A 19,069-nucleotide genomic window follows, 5' to 3' on the forward strand; every position below is an offset into this window, starting at 1 on the left:
GAATGCCGCCTTCCGCCCTGCGCCTAAAGGAGATCCATCAGGAACGGGATCAGCGGCTCGTCCGCCGGCGGCATCGGGTAATCACGCAAGGCCTTCGGGCGCACCCATTTGATCAGCTGGCCCTCCCGCCCCTCGGCAAAACCCTCATAGCGCCGGCAGATGTAGAGCGGCATCAGCAGGTGAAAGTCGTCGTAGCTGTGGCTCGCGAAGGTGAGAGGTGCAAGGCAGGCGACCTTGGTGCGAATTCCGAGTTCCTCTTCGAGTTCGCGAATCAGCGTCTCCTCCGGCGTTTCGCCGGCCTCGACCTTGCCGCCGGGGAACTCCCAGAGGCCGGCAAGCGGCTTTCCTTCGGGCCGTTGCGCCAGGAGAATGCGCCCGTCCGAGTCGACTAGCGCACAGGCTGCAACGAGCACGATCTTCTTTGCCGCTACTTCCATGCGTCAGATCCTCGGCGTGCGATAAAGGTAATCATAAACCTCGGAGAAACCGGCTTTCCGGTAGAGCGCGATTGCTGCCGTGTTGGCGGCTTCCACCTGCAGCCAGGCCTTTCTGGCGCCGCGCAGGCGTGCCCAGCGCAGTGACGCGTCGAGAAGCGCCCTGCCGACGCCCCGGCGCCTGACGGACTCCGCCACCGAGAACTGCATGATGCCGGCCAGGTCGTTGTCGTGAACGACGAGCGACACGGCCGTGGGGCCGAAGTCGCGATCCTCGAAGAGAAAAAGGCCGCATTCGGGTTTGATGGCGTTGATGATCTCGGCCAGCACCGGCTTGGTCGCCGGATCGCCCTTGCCGATCTGGAGCCTCGCGTCGACAAAACGGCCGAGATCCTTGATCGGCAGGTGGTCCATGCCCTCGCCGAGCTCACCCTGCGCGAGATCGAGCTCCATGACGAGGCTGCGGCTGAAGGATGTCCAGGCTTCGCCGTCCATGTAGGCGATGAGTTGCGGCGGTGTGAGCGGGGTCTGCCGGACCGTAAGCGGCCGGCCATGTTCGGCAAAGCGCCGCGCCGCCTTCTCGAGCCGGATGGCAATGTCGCGATAATCGGACGGATCGAGCGGATTGATCGAATTCAGGCGCTTGGAGGGATGCCCGGCGGTCAGTCGTATAAGCCAGCTGCCGTCATAAACGACCGTCGCGGCGGGCCAGGCGCGAAAGCCCACCGCTTCGAGGCGCCGCACACTGGGAAGATCAACCATGCTTGCTCCAACCGCCCCGCTCTCGACCGGCGGCCGTCTGTCGTTCGATGTCATATCCCGTCCCGATCAAGCGAGCGACCGCATCAGCTTCTGTAATCGCCGTTGATCTCGACATATTCCTTGGTGAGGTCGCAGGTATAGACCGTTGCGCGACCCGGACCGAGGCCGATGTCGACGCGGATCGGAATGTCCTCGCCCTTCATCACGGCGGTCGCTGCCGCTTCCGAATAGGCCGGATCGCGCTCGCCCTCGACGGCGACGCGGACGTCGCCGAACCAGATCGCCAGCCTGTCGCGCTCGGCCATCTCGCCGGACTTGCCGACCGCCATGACCACCCGGCCCCAGTTGGCGTCCTCCCCGGCAACCGCCGTCTTGACAAGCGGCGAGTTGGCGATCGAAAGCGCGATGCGCTTGGCGGCAGCGTCGTTCTCAGCGCCCTCGACGGTCACTTCCACCATCTTGCGCGCGCCTTCGCCGTCGCGCACGACCTGCAGCGCCAGGTCACGCAGCAGGTCGTTGAGCGCCCTCCCGAAGGACTGGAGCCGCGCATCGCCCGCATCCTCCACCCTCGCCTGCCCGTCCTTGGCCGCAGCGCCGGTGGCAAACAGCATCAAGGTGTCGGAAGTGGACGTATCGCTGTCGACCGTCACGGAATTGAAGCTGGGGCCGACGCCGGCCGAAAGCAGCGCCTGCAGTGCGGCGGGTGCGATGTCGGCATCGGTCACCACGAAGGAAAGCATGGTCGCCATGTCCGGCGCGATCATGCCGGCACCCTTGGCGATGCCGTTGATGGTGACCGTGACGCCGCCGATCTCGGCGCTACGGGTCGCGACCTTGGGATAGGTGTCCGTGGTCATGATCGCATTGGCGGCCTCGAACCAGAAGTCCTCCTTGGCCGATGCCGCGAGCCCGTCGAGCACGCCGGCAAACTTGGTGGCGTCGAGCGGCTCGCCGATCACGCCCGTCGAGGCCAGGAAAATCTCGCCCTCATTGCAGCCGACCGCCCGGGCGGCGGACTGCGCGGTGAGTTCGGTCGCCTCTTTGCCCTTCTTGCCGGTGAAGGCGTTGGCATTGCCCGAATTGACGACCACGGCACGTGCGTGACCGCCCGGGAGATTTCTACGGCAGAAGTCGACGGGGGCGGACGGGCACTTCGAACGCGTGAAGACACCGGCCACCGCCGCCGGCTGATCGAAGACCATAATCAACACGTCAGTGCGGTTCTTGTACTTGATCCCCGCGGCGGCGGTCGCCATGCGCACGCCGCGAAGGGGCGGCATTTCAGCAAAGGTTTTCGGAGCGAGCGGAGAAACGGTACCGGACATGGCGAACCCTGTTTGAATGCCTTTGATCACCATGGTTACGAGCAACCATGGTGATCTTTTCCATTGTTTCAGAGCGGGATGCGCGCGGAACGCCGCGCACACTTTTCCTCATCCCGCTCCAAATGGTGCGAGAAATGCCCGAGCGACATTCAGCCGCCGGGCATCCCGATCCTTGTCTTGACGAGCGGCTGGCGCGACGAACGCCTCTTCTCCGCTCTGGCACGGGACCGTCCTTGAGGTTGGCGGCCCCGAAAAAGCTACTGGCCTTGGCGCGCCTTGCCGGCGTCTTCATAGGCCTTCTTCAGCGCCGGATCGGAAATCTCGACGCCGGTCGCCTTTTTGGCAGTGTCCAGCAGCGCAAGGTACTTGTCGCGCATGACGAGCTGACGAACCTGCGGCTCGACCTGCTCGAGCGTCGGCGGCGCCTGCGGACGCTTGTCCTCGACCAGGATCACGTGGAAGCCGAACTGGGTCTTGACCGGCATCTTTGTATAGCTGCCCTTCTCGAGCGCGAAAGCAGCCGTCTCAAATTCCGGCACCATCCGGCCCTTGGTGAAGTAGCCGAGGTCGCCGCCATCGTCCTTGTTCGGATCGGTGGACTTGGCCTTGGCGAGTTCGACGAAGCTCTTGCCGGCGTCCAGTTCCTTGATGATCGCCTTGGCCTCGTCCTCGGTCTTGACGAGGATGTGGCGGGCCTTGACTTCTTCCTGCGCCGGGATGGCGGCGATTTCCTTGTCGTAGCGTGCCTTGACCTCTTCCTTCGTCACCGCATCGACGACGTGCTTCTTGAAGAAGGCGTTGTGAAGTTCGCGCTCGGTTAGGAAGGCGACACGCTGCTTGAAGGTCGCGTCGTTCTGCAGGCCTTCCTTCTCGGCATCCTTGACGAGCAGCTTGACGTCGATGACGGCGGAAAGGGCTGCGGCGCGCTTCTGTTCGTCGGGCATCCGCTGGAGCTGCGGATCGAGGCTGGTGATCGCGAGATCAAGCTCCGACTGACGGATTTCCTGCCCGCCGACCTTCGCGACGACCGGATCGGTCCCTTCGGCGCGGGCGACGCCTGCGGCCATCATCGCGACCAGCGCCGCGGCCGCCAGGGTCTTGTATCTAGACATGTTTCTTACCTTTCACCATTGGCCGCCAGCGCGATTGCCTCCGGCCCTTCGAGGGGGGCTGCACAACACCAGAATGTGGCGGTTCTGTAGCCGTCCGGCCGCGCAAGTGCGTTGACATAATCCGACCCCCCTCTTATCTGTCACGCAACCTCGCGTCCAGAACAGTTTCCGGGCGTTTCACGGCATTAGACGGTTTTTCGAGCCGGACCTGAAACCCCCAGGGCGATAAATAAGGAAAGGACCATTCGGATGGTCAGTCTCGGCGGCCTTGCCCGCAAGTTGTTTGGTTCCGCCAACGATCGCCGCGTCCGCGGCTACCAGGGTCGGGTGGACGCGATCAACGCTCTCGAAGCCGACATGAAAACGCTGAGCGACGAAGCGCTCGCTGCAAAGACGGTGGAGTTTCGGAGCCAACTCGGCGAAGGCAAGACCCTCGACGACCTCCTTGTGCCGGCCTTTGCCGTGGTGCGCGAGGCCGCCCGCCGCGTTCTCGGCCTGCGTCCCTTCGACGTCCAGCTCATCGGCGGCATGATCCTGCACGAGCGCTCCATCTCCGAAATGAAGACCGGCGAAGGCAAAACGCTGGTGGCGACGCTGCCCGTCTACCTTAACGCGCTCGCCGGCAAGGGCGTGCATGTCGTCACCGTCAACGACTATCTCGCCCAGCGCGACGCCAGCATGATGGGGCGGATCTACGGCTTCCTCAGCCTGACGACGGGCGTCATCGTCCACGGCCTCACCGACGAGCAGCGCCGCGACGCCTATGCCTGCGACGTCACCTACGCGACCAACAACGAGCTCGGCTTCGACTATCTGCGCGACAACATGAAATACGAGCGCGCCCAGATGGTGCAGCGCGGTCACTTTTTCGCGATCGTCGACGAGGTGGACTCGATCCTGGTCGACGAGGCGCGCACGCCACTGATCATCTCCGGCCCGCTCGACGACCGCTCGGATCTCTACAATACGATCAATGACTTCATTCCGCTGCTGTCGCCGGAAGACTACGAGATCGACGAAAAGCAGCGCTCGGCCAATTTCTCGGAGGAGGGCACCGAGAAGCTCGAAAACCTCTTGCGCCAAGCCGGGCTCCTAAAGGGCGAGTCGCTCTACGACATCGAGAACGTGGCGATCGTCCACCACGTCAACAACGCGCTGAAGGCGCACAAGCTGTTCACGCGTGACAAAGACTATATCGTGCGCAACGGCGAGATCGTCATCATCGACGAGTTCACCGGCCGCATGATGCCGGGGCGTCGCTACTCCGAAGGTCAGCATCAGGCGCTGGAAGCCAAAGAAAAGGTGCAGATTCAGCCCGAGAACCAGACGCTCGCCTCGGTCACCTTCCAGAATTACTTCCGCATGTACGAAAAGCTTGCCGGCATGACCGGCACCGCGGCGACGGAAGCCGAGGAATTCGGCAACATCTACGGCCTGGAAGTGGTCGAAGTGCCGACCAATCTGCCGATCAAGCGCCTCGACGAGGACGACGAGGTCTATCGCACCGCGGGCGAGAAGTACAAGGCGATCATCGACGAGATCAAGGCGGCCCACGAGCGCGGCCAGCCGATGCTCGTCGGCACCACCTCGATCGAGAAGTCCGAGCTGCTCGCCGATATGCTGAAGAAGAGCGGCTTCTCGAAATTCCAGGTGCTGAACGCCCGTTACCACGAGCAGGAAGCCTATATCGTCGCCCAGGCCGGCGTGCCGGGCGCCGTCACCATCGCCACCAACATGGCCGGCCGCGGCACCGACATCCAGCTCGGCGGCAACCCGGACATGCGCATCCAGCAGGAACTGGCCGAGGTCGAGCCCGGCCCCGAGCGCGATGCGCGCGAAAAGGCGATCCGCGAGGAGGTGCAGAAGCTCAAGGACAAGGCGCTCGCCGCCGGCGGCCTTTATGTCCTTGCCACCGAACGCCACGAAAGCCGCCGCATCGACAACCAGTTGCGCGGCCGCTCCGGCCGCCAGGGCGACCCGGGCCGCTCGAAGTTCTTCCTGTCGCTGCAGGACGATTTGATGCGCATCTTCGGCTCCGACCGCATGGACGGCATGCTGCAGAAACTGGGCCTCAAGGAGGGCGAGGCGATTGTCCATCCGTGGATCAACAAGGCGCTCGAACGCGCCCAGAAGAAGGTCGAGGCCCGCAACTTCGACATCCGCAAGAACCTCTTGAAATATGACGACGTGCTCAACGACCAGCGCAAGGTCATCTTCGAGCAGCGTCTCGAACTCATGGACGCGGAAAGCGTCACCGAGACGGTCACCGACATGCGCAACGAAGTGATCGGGGATATCGTCGCCAAGCGCATTCCCGAGCGAGCCTATGCCGAGCAGTGGGATGCGGAAGGACTTAAGGCCGACGTCCAGCAATACCTCAACCTCGACCTCCCGATCACCGAATGGGTCGCCGAGGAAGGGATCGCCGAGGACGACATTCTGGAGCGCATCACCGCCGCCGCCGACAAGGCCGCCGCCGAGCGCGCCGAGCGCTTCGGGCCGGAGATCATGCAATATGTCGAGCGCTCGGTCGTGCTGCAGACGCTCGATCACCTCTGGCGCGAGCACATCGTCAACCTCGACCATCTCCGCTCGGTCATCGGCTTCCGCGGCTACGCCCAGCGCGACCCGCTGCAGGAATACAAGTCCGAAGCCTTCGAGCTCTTTCAGGCCCTGCTCGTCAATCTCCGCCAGGCGGTATCGGCGCAGCTGATGCGCGTCGAACTGGTGCGCGAGGCGCCCCAGGAGCCGCAGCCGCTGCCACCTATGGAAGCCCATCATTTCGACCCGATTACCGGCGAGGACGACTTCGCGCAGGCGGCGCTTGGCGCCGCCTCCCCGGCAAAGCGCAACGCCGCAGACCCCTCCACTTGGGGCAATGTCGGGCGCAACGAGCCCTGCCCCTGCGGTTCGGGGAAGAAATACAAGCATTGCCACGGAAGCTACGAAGCCTGACGAGATGCCGCCTCCGGGCGGCATTTTCGCGTCCGAGACCGCGCCGCAGAGCGGCCTGCTGAACCGTTTGTTAACGCTGTTCTGGCAGAAGTGATGCCCTGTATTGCGTAATCTCAGGGTGTCTTCGTGTTGATGGCGGTATGTCAAACGGCCGGACGAATGCTGCCGTCGGCGCTGAGGCACCGCCTGTCCGATTCCGTGCAGCGGCTCCTGCCCGTGCTCACCGGCTCCGATACCCGCAGTCGCGCCCAGCGCATGGCGCTGATCGCCTTTGCGATCCGCATCCTAAGCGCGGCAATCGCCTTCGCCTCGCAGATCTTTCTCGCGCGCCTGATGGGCGAGTTCGAATACGGCATCTTCATCTTCGTCTGGGTGATGACGGTCCTGTTCGGCAATCTCTCCTGCCTCGGGCTCCCCACCGCGGTTATCCGGTTCCTGCCGGAATACAGCACCACTTCGGAGCTTGCGGAAATCCGCGGCCTGACGACGACGGCGCGCATCTTCGCCCTCCTTTCCGCAACCGCCCTTGCCGCGATCGGCGCAGCGGGTCTGTGGCTCTTCGGCACGGCAATCGAGAGCTACTACTTCGTGCCCCTCTATCTCGGCCTCATTACCCTGCCGATGATTGCGCTCGGCGACGTGATGGACGGCACGGCGCGCGCCCATAGCTGGCCGGTTGCGGCAATGAGCCCGACCTTCCTCGTGCGGCCCTTGCTGATCCTCGCCTTCATGGTCCTGGCAACGGTCGCGGGCCTGCCGTCCGCTGCAACGACGGCGATGGCCGCAGCGCTTGCCGCGACCTATGTGACGACGCTCGGGCAGTTCGCAATAATGGTCTGGCGGCTCGACCGGCACTACCTTCCCGGCCCGATGAAAATCGAACTCAGCCGCTGGCTGCGCGTCTCGATCCCGATATTCCTCGTCGACGGTTTCGGCTTCCTCTTGACCAATTCCGACGTCGTGATCGTCGGCCTCTATGTGAAGCCGGACGACGTGGCGATCTACTTTGCCGCCGCGAAGACCATGGCGCTCGTCCATTTCGTCATGTTCGCGGTCAGGGCGGCCGCCGGCCCGCGCTTTTCGGCGGCCATGGCAGCGCGCGACCGGCATCAATTGGCGGAGATCGCCATCGAAAGCGCCCGCTGGTCGTTCTGGCCGTCACTCGCTATCGGCTGCACCGTCGTGCTGGCGGGTCCGCTGCTGCTGTCGCTGTTCGGCCCGGCCTTCCCCGCCGGTGCTCCGCTGATGGCGATACTGCTCACCGGTATCCTCGCCAAGGCCTTTGTCGGCCCCGCCGAGACCCTGTTGACGATGGCCGGACGGCAAAAGCTCTGCGTCATCCTCTATGTGGCCGCGCTCGGTGCCAATGTCGCGCTCAACGTCACGCTCATTCCGCTCTTCGGCTTGACCGGAGCGGCCTCAGCGACCGCGGGCGCGATGTTCGTGGAGGCGGCGATCCTGCATGTGGCGGTGAGGCACACCTTTGGTTTCACGCTCCTGGCACTTGCCGGCGCAAGGAGCGGTCATGACGAAAACGAGGCAATCAAGCCATGAACGGCAACATCCAGTTCCCCGGGGAAGCGAACGGAAGCGCGAACCGCCTGCTTGGCGGCCTGGCGCAACCGGCCGCCGATCCGACGCAGGCCGAACGGACCTTGATGGTGGGCAGGTCCGGCCGGCATCTGGCCATCTACCAGGCCCGCTCCGGCTACGAACTGCAGCGGGAGCTCGACTTCCTGTCCAACCGGGCGATCGAGCCGAACGTCTTCTTCACTGGCCGCTTCCTGGCGCCCGCCATGCCACGGCTGGAGGATCGGGTGATTCGCCTCGCCGTCATCCGCGACAGCAACGAGCGCAGCAGCCGCCTGCGCTTCCTGATGCCTTTCTCGATCGAAAAGCCGGGCTTCTCGATCGGCGCGCCGATCATTCGCGGCTGGTCCAATCCCTTCGGCCCCTTGGGCGTGCCGCTGCTTGACGCGGAAGACGCCGCCGAGACGATCAGCAACCTTTATACGGCGCTCGCCTCGCCCTCCTCCGGCATGCCGCAGGTGCTGGTGCTGCCGGACGTGCGCCTCAAGGGCAAATTCGCGCAGCTCGCCCGGGCCGTGGCGATCGGCGAGAACCTGCCGCTGACGGTGACCGATACCTTCGAACGGCCGATGCTCGAAAGCCTGCTCGACGGTCCAACCTATCTGCGCCAGGCGATCAGCCGGGCGCATTTCAAGGAACTGCGACGCCAGTGGAACAATCTCGAAAAACACGGCAACCTCGCCTACAGCGTCGCGCGTCAACCGGAGGAGATCCGCTGGCGGCTGGAGGAGTTCCTGGCGCTCGAGGCCTCCGGTTGGAAAGGCCGCGAACGCAGCGCCATGATCATGGACCGCTTCCGCGCCGCCTTCGCGCGGGAAGCAATCACCAATCTCGCCGAAGCCGACAGCGTCCGCATCCACACGCTCGATCTCGACGGCAAGGCGATCGCCGCGATGGTCGTGCTCATGATGGCCGGCGAGGCCTATACCTGGAAGACCGCCTATAACGAGGACTACGCGAAATATTCGCCGGGCAAGCTGCTCTTGGCCGAACTCACCGAATGGCATCTCGACGACGCCAATATCGCCCGCTCCGATTCCTGCGCCGTGCCCGACCATCCGATGATCGCCCGCTTCTGGCAGGAGCGCGAGGAGATGGGGACGCTGGTGATCGGCCTGCAGCAGAACCGCGACCGCGACGTGCGCCAGGTGGCGGCTCAGCTTCACCTCTACCGCAACACCCGCAACATGGCGCGGCTACTGCGCGAGAAGATCCGCGCGCTGGCCGGGCGCTGATGGGGCGGAATCAGCGGTCGCGCGCTGCCTCCACCTCGGCAGCAGCCCTCTCCCGCAACAGCCGCCGGATCACCTTGCCCGAAGTGGTCAGCGGCAGGCTGTCGACGAACTCGATCTCGCGCGGATATTCGTGCATGGAGAGCCTGTTCTTCACCCAGTCGCGGATCGCAGCCGCGGTCTCTTCGGCTGCGGCGACACCGGGCTTCAGCACCACATAGGCCTTGACGATCTCGGTGCGGATCGGGTCCGGCTTGCCGATCGCCGCGGCCATCTGAACGTCCGGGTGGCCGACGAGACAGTCCTCGATCTCGCCGGGGCCGATCCGGTAGCCGGACGAGGTGATGACGTCGTCGTCGCGGCCGAAAAAGGTGAAGTAACCCTCCTGATCCATGACGCCCTGGTCGCCGGTGGTCATCCAGTCGCCGATGAACTTCGCCTCGGTCGCCTTGACGTTTCGCCAATAGCCCAGGAACATCACCGGATCGGGGCGCTTGATCGCGACTTGGCCGGTCGTGCCCGGCGGCAGCACACGCCCCTCGCCGTCGATGATCGCCACCTCATGGCCGGGTGCGGCCTTGCCCATCGAGCCCGGTTTCAATACTCCGAGGTCGGCGGCCGACGAAATGACGATGTTGCATTCCGTCTGGCCGTAGAATTCGCTGACCTCGACGCCGAGCGCCTCCTTCGCCCAGTCGAAGGTCTCGCGCCCGAGCGCTTCGCCGGCCGAGCCGATCGTTCTCAGATCGAGCCTGTAGCGGTCGCGGGGCCGATCGACGGATTTGAGCAGCCTCAGCGCCGTCGGCGGAATGAAGGCGTTGCGCACATTCATCTCTTCCATGATGCGGAAGGCCATATGCGGATCGAACTTCTGCGCCGGCGAGGAAACCACCGGCACGCCGAAGAACAGCGACGGCAGCAACGCGTTCAAGAGCCCGCCCGCCCAGGCCCAATCGGCCGGCGTCCACATCCGGTCGCCCGGCTGAGGCAGGAAGTGATGGTGAAACTGGAAACCCGGCAGATGGCCGAGCAGCACGCGGTGGCCGTGCAGCGCCCCCTTCGGCGGGCCGGTCGTCCCGGACGTATAGATCATCAGCGCCGGATTGTCCGGCCCGGTATCGGCGGCGGCAAAACGGCCCTCGCCCGCCGCCAGCCGGTCGAAGAGCACCGTATCAGGCAGTTCCTCCTCTTCCGCCAGCACCACCAGCCGAAGCTCCGGCAGTTCGCTTCGGAACGCCGCAAGCCGCTCGTAGCCGAAGCGATTGGTGACGACCGCCGTCGCCCCGGCGTCCTGCAGCCGGTAGCTGAGCGCCTCGACGCCGAAAAGCAGCGCCAGCGGCAGGGCGATCGCGCCGAGCTTGTAGATCGCCGCATGGGCGATTGCCGCTTCGAAGCCCTGCGGCAGCAGAATGGCGACCCGATCGCCCGGCTTGATGCCGTGCGCGGCAAGCCCGCCGGCAAAGGCCGAGGAGCGAGCCGCGAAGGCGCCGTATGTCAGTGAATGAGGCGCGGTGTCCGGGCTGAAATGCTGCAGGCAGATACGTTCAGGGTCACGCGCCGCCCATGCGTCGCTGACGGCGACGCCGATATTGAACCTCTCCGGAATCCGCCAGCGGAATTCGCGATAGAGGTCGTCGTATGTGTCGATCTTCGGTAGCATGGGCCGCGCTGGAGTTTGCTGCAGCGCAGCAGCTAACACTTTCGCCCCGTGGAATTCAACGGGTGCGGGCCGGGTGAAGGAACTCGGAACAGGGACGAGGTCCGCTGGCATCTTGCCTGATAGAGCGAAAGCGCCGTTTCCGGTATAGTGCGGAGCTCAAGCGACCTCAGCCCGACGGCGGTCGGAGTCAAAGTCGTGCCAACCCATGCTGCATGACCTCCACATGACGCGGTAGGGAGGAGTATTCCATGGCAAACCAGATCCGGCCGCTGCAGCCGGGAGAACCCGCCCCCTCGTTCGCGCTCGCCGCGGCCAACCCTGAAGGAATGGTCTCTCTTGCCGATTTGCGCGGTCGCCCGTTCCTGATCGGCTTCTTTCGCGGTTTGCACTGCCCGTTCTGTCGACGTCAGGTGGAACAGCTTGCCGGCCTCCAGCCAGCGCTACGCGCCGCCGGGATAGAGACCCTGGCGGTGATCAACACGCCGGTCGAACGCGCTCGCCTCTATTTCCGCCATCGGCCGACGCCGGTAACGCTCCTGTGCGACCCGGATTGCCACACGCACCGGGCCTTCGGCGTGCCGCGGGGCGAATTCCTGCCCGATGGCAGCAGCGAGCGGCCCGAATGGCCCCATCGCGCATCGATGGCGCAGTTCGAGGCGGCTCGCATCAATCCTGCCGGCGTGTTCCCGGAGCCTTTGCAGCCCATGGAAGCCAACGTTGTCCTCAACGCCAGCGACGGCTTCGACCTCGACGAAGCGGACAAAGCGATCCTGGCGGACCATGGCACCCAGCTCGTCGGGCATTATCTGGTCGACGCCACCGGCATCGTCGGCTGGGCGCAAATCGAGGCGCGCGACGGGCCGAACGACCTCTGCACCTTCCCAACCGCGGCGCAGATCCTTGCCGCCGCCGAAAACCTCGGACGCTGACCCGGAGCGGAAGTCCGCCGGAGTATCTTTTTCGGTGACGAAAGACGGGGTAGCAAGTGGTGCCCCATGCCGGGGTCGAACCAGCACTCCTTTTGGGAACTCGATTTTGAGTCGAGCGCGTCTACCAATTCCGCCAATGGGGCAAGGCTCAAGCGATATCAGCGGTTTGGGATTTACACGATCGTTTTCGCGCCGGTCAATCGAGAAATTGCGATTTTCGCAGCGGCGATCACAAAAGCGTGCGGCCGGGGACCGGTGACGGCGATTTACAGCGGAACCGAACCTACATAAGAAGACGGGCGCCGTTTCGCCGCCCTTGCGAGGTATTCATGATCGAGGCTTCCGCCGCCACGCGCCAGCAACTGCTTCTCGCCCTCGTCGTCACGCTCGGCATGGCGGCGACCGTCGGTGGCGCGCTCGGTTTCGAGCATATCGGCGGCTACATCCCCTGCGCCCTCTGCCTCATGCAGCGCGACCCTTATTACTACGGCATTCCGCTCGGCCTCGTCGCCATTGTCGCCAGCGTGCTGAAACTGCCGGCCTGGACGACGCGCGCGCTGCTCGGAATCGTCGGCGTCCTGATGCTCGTCGGCGCCGGGATCGGCGTCTATCACGCCGGTGCTGAATGGCATTTCTGGGAGGGTCCGTCGACCTGCGCGACGACCGCCCAGGGCATCTCCTCAAATGTCGGCGACCTGCTCGGCGATCTTGACGCGAAGCACGCTCCGTCCTGCACCGACGCGGCGCTGCGCGTCCTTGGCCTGTCCTTCGCCGGCTGGAACGTCATCGCCAGCCTGATCCTCGCGGCGATCGCGCTGCGGGGCGCCGCCAAGGCGTAAGGTCGCAACCGCTCACGCCAAGATATTCGCATTGACCTGAAAAAAGGCACGGCCTTACGGCTGCAGCTCGACATCCCAGTAGAGATAGTCCATCCAGCTTTCGTGCAGATGGTTCGGCGGGAAGAGCCGTCCATTGTTGTGCAGGTCCTGCACGGTCGGCTGGTACGGCCTTTGATGCGGGAACATGTGGGCCTGCTTCGGCAGCTTGCTGCCCTTGCGCAGGTTGCAGGGCGAACAGGCTGCGACGACATTTTCCCAGGTCGTCTGGCCGCCATGCGCGCGCGGGATCACGTGGTCGAAGGTCAGATCGTCCGGGGATCCGCAATACTGGCATTCGAACTTGTCGCGCAGGAAGACGTTGAACCGGGTGAAGGCCGGAAAGCGCGACGGCTGGACATAGCTTTTCAGGCAGACGACGCTCGGCAGCCGCATCGAGAAGCTGGGAGAGGAGACGGAGTGTTCGTATTCGGCAAGGATTATCACGCGGTCGAGAAAGACCGCCTTGATCGCGTCCTGCCAGGACCAGAGCGACAAGGGGTAATAGCTCAGCGGCCGGTAATCGGCGTTCAGCACAAGCGCCGGCAGGGCCTGAGGTGAGACTGCAATCGTCAAGCGTATTCTCCTGAGCGATTCGGCATCTGCATCTTCTATATTAGGCCTGTTGCGACAGGATTGTGAAGCCGGAAAGAAAAACCAAACAAAGGATTCGCTTTTCTCTTCAAGGCGTCACGGGCAGCGCATCACGCCGCATCTCACGCGCATAGTAAGCCCAGAAAAGCCGGGCCGCGACGCTCCGCCAGGGGGACCAAGAGGCGGCGAGCGAATCGATTTCGCTTGCCGTCGGCCGCAACTCGAAACCGAGCGCGTGACCGACGGCGTTCTGCAGCGCCACGTCGCCGGAGGGAAAGACGTCCGGATGGCCGGCGCAGAAGAGCAGATAGACCTCCGCCGTCCAGCGCCCCACACCCTTGATCGCCGTCAGCTCGTGGATCGCTGCGGCCGCCTCGATGTTGCAGATGCCGTCGAGATCGATCTCGTCCGTAACCGCCGCGGTCGCCACCCGCCGCAGCGTATCTGCCTTGGCGCGGGAAAGACCGAATTGCCGGCAGGCATCGTCGTCAAGCGAAAGCACGGCGTCGGCGCTGATCTCGCCGAGCGACGCCTCCATGCGGCTCCAGATCGCCGCCGCACTCGCCTTGGAGACCATTTGCGAGACGATGATATTGGCAAGGCCGCGATAGCCCGGATCGGTGCGCCTGAGCGGCACCGGCCCGGCCTTGTCGAGGACGTGCTCCAGGCGGGCGTCGAGCATCACGAGACCCGCGAGGCCAGCCTCGATATCGTCGCTTGTGCGAATGATCCGCATGCACCCTCCAAAATAGCGGATGACCTTTATACAGCTTCCATGGCAAAGGAGCACAATGCCCGTTCCGCCGCCAGCACAACCGGTTTTCCGCTTCGCCCCAAGCCCAAACGGCTTGCTGCATCTCGGCCACGCATTGTCAGCCATTATCAACCACGACATGGCGAGCGCGATGGGCGGCCGTTTCCTGCTGAGGATAGAGGACATCGACCGGGCGCGCTGCCGTCCGGAGTTCGAGGCGGCGATTTTCGAGGACCTCGCCTGGTTGGGTCTCATCTGGGAAGAACCGGTGCGGCGCCAATCAGATCAGCTCGATCTTTATGCGGCAGCGCTCGAACGCTTGAGAACCATGGGGCTGGTCTATCCTTCCGTCATGACCCGCGGCGAGATCAAAACGGCGGTGGCGGCGCATGAGGCGAGCGGAAGGGCATGGCCCCACGATCCGGACGGGACGCCCCTTTATCCGGGCCGCGAGCGTGCGCTGACGGCAAGCGAGCAGGCGGACCTCGTCGCGGGCGGCCGTCCCCACACCTGGCGGCTCGACGTGGCGAAGGCGGTCGGCCGCCTTGCCGAACCGCTCCTGTGGCGCGAGACCGGGGAAGGTCCGGCCGGGGAAACCGGCCTGATCGCGGCGGATCCGGGTGTCTGGGGCGACGTCGTCCTGTCGCGCTCGGACGCGCCCTCGAGCTATCATCTTTCGGTGGTCGTCGACGACGCCCTGCAGGGCATCACCCATGTCGTGCGCGGCCGCGACCTCTACCACGCAACCTCCATCCACCGCCTGCTCCAGCGGCTTCTCGACCTGCCGGAGCCGGTCTATCATCATCATCGCCTGATCCTCGGGGCGGACGGCAGGAAACTGTCGAAGAGCAACGGGGACACAGGTATCGCCGCCTTCCGCACCGCCGGTCGCTCGCCGGCGGAACTGCGCGCCATGGTCCTGGAGGCGGCATAAAGCCGTCCTATTGGGAGGGCGGTCCCTCGCCGCGCCCTTGGAAGCTGCGTGACACCATGCGCTTGACCTTGAACTTCAGGATGGCGGCATTGATCTCGGCGCCGATGATGAAGATCGCCCCGACCATGTAGAGGAAAACCAGCACGATCACGATCGAGGCGAGGCCGGCATAGGTTGCCACATAGTTGGAGAAGGCCGCCAGATAGGATGCGAAGGCATAGGCGCCGATCGACCACAGAAGCAGCGTCAGCAGGATGCCGGGCAACACGTCGACGATCTTGCGGTGCCCGTCCGGCAGCCACAGATGCGACACCAACAGCCCCATCGTCAGCATCGCGAGCGCCAGCGCCAGGCCCCAATTGTCGACGGTCGCCAGCACGGCGTCGAGCCAGGGCAGCCATTGGTCGGCATTGCGGACGGCCAGCGGGACGGCGACCAGCAGAATGCTGATGACGGCGAGGATCAGGACGCCGGCAAGCACGAAGCCGAGGCTGGCGAGCCGGGTTATGTACCACGGGCGGCTTTCCGCCACGCGATAGGCCCTGTTCAGCGCAATTCGCAGCGCTTCGACGCCGTTCGAGGCGAAATAGGCGGCCGCGACGACGGAAAGCGTCAAGACTCCGCCGCGCTGGATGGTCAGCACCTCGACGATCTCATCGGCGACGGGCTTGGCGATCGATTCGGGCCAGGCATCGAAGATCAGGTGGACGGCCGTCACCGCGAATTGGTCGGCCCCGAGGAAACTGCCGAGCGCAGTGCCGAAGATCAGGAAGGGGAAGACCGCCATCAGCGACGACAGGGCCACATGGCTCGCCATCGCCCAGCCGTCGTCCTCGCTGAAATGCCAGAGCGCATCGAACACGACCTTCCAGATGATGCGAAGCGATGCCGGCATTCCGTCTCCTGTGGTGCCCGCCCTTCCGCGTGACCGGCTACGCGCTATGCCTGTGGCGACGCGCCACCAGGACGCAAGTGCGCGCAATTCAATTGTTTCCCAATCGTGAATATGGGAAACGGGACAGGTATTTCTACAGGAATCGACCGGATGTCTGAACGCCCCACCATTATCGTCACCGGCTGCTCATCCGGCATCGGCGCCTATTGCGCGCGCGCTCTGAAAAGCGACGGCTGGCGCGTCTTCGCGACCGTCCGGCGGCCGGAGGACCAGGCGGAGCTCGAACAGGAAGGCATCGAAACCTTCCTCATGGATTATACCAGGCCGGAGACGATCGCCGCCCTGGTGGAAGCCGTGATGGCGCTGAGCGGCGGGCGGATCGATGCGCTCTTCAACAACGGTGCCTATGGCCAGGCGGGCGCGGTCGAGGACCTGCCGACGGAAGCGCTGCGGCTGCAGCTCGAAACCAACGTGATCGGCTGGCACGATCTGACGCGCCGCGTCATTCCGGCGATGCGGGCTCGGGGCGGCGGCCGCATCGTGCAATGCTCGTCGATCCTCGGTCTCGTCCCCTATCGCTGGCGCGGCGCCTACAACGCCTCGAAATCCGCGCTCGAGGCCCTGTCGCTGACATTGCGGATGGAGCTTGCCGGCAGCGGCATCGAGGTCAGCCTGATCGAGCCGGGGCCGATCACGTCGAAGTTCACCGCCAATGCGCTTGCCTATGTCGAGCGCTTCATCGACCTCAAGAATTCCGTCCACCGGGCGGCGTACGAGAAACAGCTGAAACGCCTGCGCGGCGAAAGCAAGCCGGTCCGCGGAAGGCTCGGACCGGAGGCCGTTTATCACGTTCTGAAACACGCTTTGACGTCGCGCCGGCCGAGGCCGCATTATGTCGTGACCAGGCCCGCCAAACAGGGTGTGCTGCTCAAGAAACTCCTGCCGGCGGCGCTGTTCTACAGTATCATCGGCCGACTCGGCTGATTGAATAGAAGGAGCGATGACATGCCCAGTTTCCTGACCGCCGTGACATTGTTCGTCATGGGCCTGGTTGCGATCGTGCTCATCCGCGGCCTGTTGAACATGGCCCGCAAGGGCAGCGGCAATACGTCCAACAAGCTGATGCAGACGCGCATAGCGTTGCAGGCGCTGGCACTCGTGCTGATCATGCTGACACTGTGGGTCACCGGCGGTGGCCGGCCGAGCTGAGGACCAAGCGAAGTCACGATGGTCAAGCTCAACAAGATCTACACCCGGACCGGCGACAACGGCACGACCGGCCTCGTTGCCGGCCCGCGCCGCTCGAAGAGCGATCTCCGCGTCGATGCCTATGGAAGCGTCGACGAGGCGAATGCCTTCGTCGGCTTAGCGCGCCAGCATACCGGCGACAGGCCGGATCTCGATCAGATGCTGATGCGTATCCAGAACGATCTCTTCGATCTCGGCGCGGATCTCGCCACACCCGAGACCGGCGAGAAGCAGGACTATGAGCCGCTAAGGATCGTCGCCGCCCAGGTGGCTCGCCTCGAGGCCGAGATCGACCGGCTGAATGCCGATCTCGAGCCGCTGCGCTCCTTCGTGCTGCCTGCCGGCAGCGCCGCCTCCGCAGCGCTCCATGCCGCTCGCACCGTCGCCCGCCGCGCCGAACGGCAGATGGTGGCGCTTGCCGAGGCCGAAGGCGAGATCGTCAGCCGCGAGGCGGTTGCCTATATCAACCGGCTCTCCGACTTCCTGTTCGTCGCCGCCCGTTGGGCGAACGACATGGGACGCGCCGACGTCCTTTGGGTTCCGGGCAAGAACAGATAGGCTCGCGCAAAATCACGCTTCGGGGATCGCATGTTCATACCGCTGCACGACAGGAACGCCCTGAAGCATATCGACATGCAATATGTGACGGTGACGCTGATCCTCGTCAATTTCACCGTCTGGCTCTTCACCGTACCGATCGCCACCGAGGAGTTCGCCAATGCCGCCGTGCTCGGTTTCGGCTACATCCCGGCGATTGTGTTCGACTACGCCATTCTCGACCCCTCCCTTGCGCTCGTCCCGGACGAGTTCACCTTTGTCACCTATTCCTTCCTGCATGGCGACTTCACCCATCTGGCGATGAACATGCTGTTTCTCTGGGTCTTCGGCGACAATGTCGAGGACGCGCTCGGGCACGTCCGCTTTCTCCTGTTCTATCTGCTGTGCGCCGCCGCCGGCGCGCTGGCGCACGGGCTCATCGATCCCGCCTCTGAAGCGCCGCTGATCGGCGCCTCCGGTGCCGTCTCCGGCGTGGTCGCCGCCTATTTTCTGCTGCACCCGAAGGTCCGGGTCTGGGTGCTCGTGCTTTTCCGCATTCCCTTGCCGCTGCCCGCCGCCATCCCGCTCGCCTTCTGGATCGGCCAGCAGTTCTACATGTTCGCTGTCGATCCGGGCGGCAGCGTCTCCTGGACCGCCCATATCGGCGGCATCCTTGCCGGCCTCGTTCTCGTGATCGTTTTGCGACGCCGCGGCGTGCCGCTTTTCGATCGCACCATTGTCAGCCCCCGCGCCGTCGAACACGAGTCTGGGCCTGTCGAGGGAACGGAGACGCCCCTGCCGGGCAAGCGGAAACCGCCGACCCCCTGGGGCCGTCCGACCTAAGGAACGGAGCGGGCGGTCCCGATCTGACGATTATACGCTGCGATTTCAACAGATTACGCGGTCTTCAGGCGCAGGGAAAGGTTTCCGCCTCAGGCCCTCCCGCCCGCTTGCCGGAAGCTTGTCTTACGTGTACGTAAACGTTAATAAAAGTTCGCGGGCTAATATCGGTTTAGCGTTGCGGTTGGCGATTGTAATTGGAGAAAAAACGCGTATCGATGTCGCCAATCGACAATCAGGCCGCTTTGTTAAGGCGCATTTTCCTGCGAACGCTGCTGGAGGGAAAGAATCCATGAAAATCCTGGTAACGGTGAAACGGGTCGTCGACTTCAACGTCAAGATCCGGGTGAAGGCGGACGGTTCGGGCGTCGAGCTTGCCAATGTCAAGATGTC

At 64.2% G+C, this 19,069-nt stretch carries 18 protein-coding genes and 1 tRNA gene; 10 read left to right on the top strand and 9 right to left on the bottom strand.

What is annotated here, in order from left to right; all coding sequences use genetic code 11:
- Nucleotides 1-23 precede the first annotated feature (23 nt).
- From mutT to CO664_RS28675, 4 genes are all read right to left on the bottom strand, one after another.
- Entirely contained in the window at nucleotides 24-437 is a 414-nt protein-coding gene (gene mutT, locus CO664_RS28660) for an 8-oxo-dGTP diphosphatase MutT (RefSeq protein WP_037426561.1), read from the bottom strand.
- A gap of 3 nt (nucleotides 438-440) precedes the next feature.
- Complete coding sequence (locus tag CO664_RS28665; RefSeq protein ID WP_176536704.1) at nucleotides 441-1,250, bottom strand: GNAT family N-acetyltransferase; 810 nt, start codon at nucleotides 1,248-1,250, stop codon at nucleotides 441-443.
- A gap of 29 nt (nucleotides 1,251-1,279) precedes the next feature.
- Nucleotides 1,280-2,521: a bifunctional glutamate N-acetyltransferase/amino-acid acetyltransferase ArgJ gene (gene argJ, locus CO664_RS28670; protein WP_097540660.1), complete on the bottom strand. Its 1,242-nt coding sequence runs from the start codon at nucleotides 2,519-2,521 to the stop codon at nucleotides 1,280-1,282.
- A gap of 257 nt (nucleotides 2,522-2,778) precedes the next feature.
- Nucleotides 2,779-3,633, bottom strand: coding sequence for a peptidylprolyl isomerase (locus CO664_RS28675; RefSeq protein WP_097527912.1), 855 nt, complete (start codon nucleotides 3,631-3,633; stop codon nucleotides 2,779-2,781).
- Between the two features lie 249 nt (nucleotides 3,634-3,882).
- On the opposite strand from CO664_RS28675, the gene secA reads away from it, so the two are divergent.
- The 3 genes from secA (at nucleotide 3,883) to CO664_RS28690 (ending at nucleotide 9,413) form a co-directional block, all read left to right on the top strand.
- Nucleotides 3,883-6,588 carry a preprotein translocase subunit SecA gene (secA, locus tag CO664_RS28680; RefSeq protein WP_097540653.1) on the top strand — a complete coding sequence of 902 codons (2,706 nt, stop codon included), beginning with the start codon at nucleotides 3,883-3,885 and terminating at the stop codon, nucleotides 6,586-6,588.
- Nucleotides 6,589-6,747: 159 nt separating this feature from the next.
- The gene (locus CO664_RS28685) at nucleotides 6,748-8,142 is read left to right on the top strand and encodes a lipopolysaccharide biosynthesis protein (protein WP_176536705.1); all 1,395 of its coding nucleotides are present in this window, start codon (nucleotides 6,748-6,750) and stop codon (nucleotides 8,140-8,142) included.
- A complete protein-coding gene (locus CO664_RS28690) occupies nucleotides 8,139-9,413 on the top strand; it encodes a GNAT family N-acetyltransferase (RefSeq protein ID WP_097527910.1) in 1,275 nt (424 codons plus the stop codon). Before CO664_RS28685 ends, CO664_RS28690 begins: the two co-directional genes overlap by 4 nt.
- Nucleotides 9,414-9,423: 10 nt before the next feature.
- Here the strand turns inward: CO664_RS28690 and CO664_RS28695 are convergent, their stop codons facing one another.
- Nucleotides 9,424-11,070, bottom strand: coding sequence for an AMP-binding protein (locus CO664_RS28695; RefSeq protein WP_097540654.1), 1,647 nt, complete (start codon nucleotides 11,068-11,070; stop codon nucleotides 9,424-9,426).
- 248 nt (nucleotides 11,071-11,318) lie between these two features.
- On the opposite strand from CO664_RS28695, the gene CO664_RS28700 reads away from it, so the two are divergent.
- Nucleotides 11,319-11,999, top strand: coding sequence for a redoxin domain-containing protein (locus CO664_RS28700; protein WP_097540655.1), 681 nt, complete (start codon nucleotides 11,319-11,321; stop codon nucleotides 11,997-11,999).
- Between the two features lie 57 nt (nucleotides 12,000-12,056).
- Here CO664_RS28700 and CO664_RS28705 read toward each other — a convergent pair.
- A tRNA-Leu gene (locus CO664_RS28705) sits at nucleotides 12,057-12,142 on the bottom strand.
- 186 nt (nucleotides 12,143-12,328) lie between these two features.
- On the opposite strand from CO664_RS28705, the gene CO664_RS28710 reads away from it, so the two are divergent.
- Nucleotides 12,329-12,838, top strand: coding sequence for a disulfide bond formation protein B (locus tag CO664_RS28710; protein ID WP_097540656.1), 510 nt, complete (start codon nucleotides 12,329-12,331; stop codon nucleotides 12,836-12,838).
- 54 nt (nucleotides 12,839-12,892) lie between these two features.
- On the opposite strand, the gene CO664_RS28715 is transcribed toward CO664_RS28710, so the two are convergent.
- Together CO664_RS28715 and CO664_RS28720 are read right to left on the bottom strand one after the other, a co-directional pair.
- Nucleotides 12,893-13,450: an HNH endonuclease gene (locus tag CO664_RS28715; protein WP_037388531.1), complete on the bottom strand. Its 558-nt coding sequence runs from the start codon at nucleotides 13,448-13,450 to the stop codon at nucleotides 12,893-12,895.
- Between the two features lie 106 nt (nucleotides 13,451-13,556).
- The gene (locus CO664_RS28720; RefSeq protein WP_097527907.1) at nucleotides 13,557-14,204 is read right to left on the bottom strand and encodes a DNA-3-methyladenine glycosylase; all 648 of its coding nucleotides are present in this window, start codon (nucleotides 14,202-14,204) and stop codon (nucleotides 13,557-13,559) included.
- 55 nt (nucleotides 14,205-14,259) lie between these two features.
- Here CO664_RS28720 and gluQRS point away from each other — a divergent pair, with 55 nt between their 5' ends.
- On the top strand, nucleotides 14,260-15,156 hold the full coding sequence (gene gluQRS, locus CO664_RS28725; protein ID WP_097540657.1) for a tRNA glutamyl-Q(34) synthetase GluQRS: 897 nt from the start codon (nucleotides 14,260-14,262) through the stop codon (nucleotides 15,154-15,156).
- 7 nt (nucleotides 15,157-15,163) lie between these two features.
- Here gluQRS and CO664_RS28730 read toward each other — a convergent pair whose 3' ends face one another.
- Nucleotides 15,164-16,051 (bottom strand): YihY/virulence factor BrkB family protein, encoded by an 888-nt coding sequence (locus CO664_RS28730; RefSeq protein WP_037427361.1) that lies wholly within the window; start codon nucleotides 16,049-16,051, stop codon nucleotides 15,164-15,166.
- Nucleotides 16,052-16,201: 150 nt separating this feature from the next.
- On the opposite strand from CO664_RS28730, the gene CO664_RS28735 reads away from it, so the two are divergent.
- From CO664_RS28735 to CO664_RS28750, 4 genes are read left to right on the top strand one after another with little or no spacing between them, the layout of a single operon-like run.
- Nucleotides 16,202-17,035, top strand: a complete 834-nt coding sequence (locus tag CO664_RS28735) for an SDR family oxidoreductase (RefSeq protein ID WP_097540658.1) — start codon at nucleotides 16,202-16,204, stop codon at nucleotides 17,033-17,035.
- Between the two features lie 21 nt (nucleotides 17,036-17,056).
- Nucleotides 17,057-17,260, top strand: coding sequence for a twin transmembrane helix small protein (locus CO664_RS28740; RefSeq protein WP_012709193.1), 204 nt, complete (start codon nucleotides 17,057-17,059; stop codon nucleotides 17,258-17,260).
- Nucleotides 17,261-17,278: 18 nt separating this feature from the next.
- Nucleotides 17,279-17,857 carry a cob(I)yrinic acid a,c-diamide adenosyltransferase gene (locus CO664_RS28745; protein ID WP_097527904.1) on the top strand — a complete coding sequence of 193 codons (579 nt, stop codon included), beginning with the start codon at nucleotides 17,279-17,281 and terminating at the stop codon, nucleotides 17,855-17,857.
- A gap of 30 nt (nucleotides 17,858-17,887) precedes the next feature.
- Entirely contained in the window at nucleotides 17,888-18,679 is a 792-nt protein-coding gene (locus CO664_RS28750; RefSeq protein WP_097540659.1) for a rhomboid family intramembrane serine protease, read from the top strand.
- The last annotated feature ends 390 nt before the right edge of the window (nucleotides 18,680-19,069 follow it).

The sequence above is a fragment of the Sinorhizobium sp. NG07B genome, from assembly GCF_002532005.1.
GTDB classification, from domain to species: domain Bacteria; phylum Pseudomonadota; class Alphaproteobacteria; order Rhizobiales; family Rhizobiaceae; genus Sinorhizobium; species Sinorhizobium fredii_C.

Coding starts and splice junctions, on each gene's coding strand:
- argJ (WP_097540660.1), bottom strand. CDS start 2,521: ATGTCCGGTACCGTTTCTCCGCTCGCTCCGAAAACCTTTGCTGAAATG.
- CO664_RS28720 (WP_097527907.1), bottom strand. CDS start 14,204: ATGCGGATCATTCGCACAAGCGACGATATCGAGGCTGGCCTCGCGGGT.
- secA (WP_097540653.1), top strand. CDS start 3,883: ATGGTCAGTCTCGGCGGCCTTGCCCGCAAGTTGTTTGGTTCCGCCAAC.
- CO664_RS28740 (WP_012709193.1), top strand. CDS start 17,057: ATGCCCAGTTTCCTGACCGCCGTGACATTGTTCGTCATGGGCCTGGTT.
- CO664_RS28730 (WP_037427361.1), bottom strand. CDS start 16,051: ATGCCGGCATCGCTTCGCATCATCTGGAAGGTCGTGTTCGATGCGCTC.
- CO664_RS28665 (WP_176536704.1), bottom strand. CDS start 1,250: ATGACATCGAACGACAGACGGCCGCCGGTCGAGAGCGGGGCGGTTGGA.
- gluQRS (WP_097540657.1), top strand. CDS start 14,260: ATGCCCGTTCCGCCGCCAGCACAACCGGTTTTCCGCTTCGCCCCAAGC.
- CO664_RS28690 (WP_097527910.1), top strand. CDS start 8,139: ATGAACGGCAACATCCAGTTCCCCGGGGAAGCGAACGGAAGCGCGAAC.
- CO664_RS28685 (WP_176536705.1), top strand. CDS start 6,748: ATGCTGCCGTCGGCGCTGAGGCACCGCCTGTCCGATTCCGTGCAGCGG.
- CO664_RS28695 (WP_097540654.1), bottom strand. CDS start 11,070: ATGCTACCGAAGATCGACACATACGACGACCTCTATCGCGAATTCCGC.
- CO664_RS28710 (WP_097540656.1), top strand. CDS start 12,329: ATGATCGAGGCTTCCGCCGCCACGCGCCAGCAACTGCTTCTCGCCCTC.
- CO664_RS28745 (WP_097527904.1), top strand. CDS start 17,279: ATGGTCAAGCTCAACAAGATCTACACCCGGACCGGCGACAACGGCACG.
- CO664_RS28735 (WP_097540658.1), top strand. CDS start 16,202: ATGTCTGAACGCCCCACCATTATCGTCACCGGCTGCTCATCCGGCATC.
- CO664_RS28700 (WP_097540655.1), top strand. CDS start 11,319: ATGGCAAACCAGATCCGGCCGCTGCAGCCGGGAGAACCCGCCCCCTCG.
- CO664_RS28675 (WP_097527912.1), bottom strand. CDS start 3,633: ATGTCTAGATACAAGACCCTGGCGGCCGCGGCGCTGGTCGCGATGATG.
- mutT (WP_037426561.1), bottom strand. CDS start 437: ATGGAAGTAGCGGCAAAGAAGATCGTGCTCGTTGCAGCCTGTGCGCTA.
- CO664_RS28750 (WP_097540659.1), top strand. CDS start 17,888: ATGTTCATACCGCTGCACGACAGGAACGCCCTGAAGCATATCGACATG.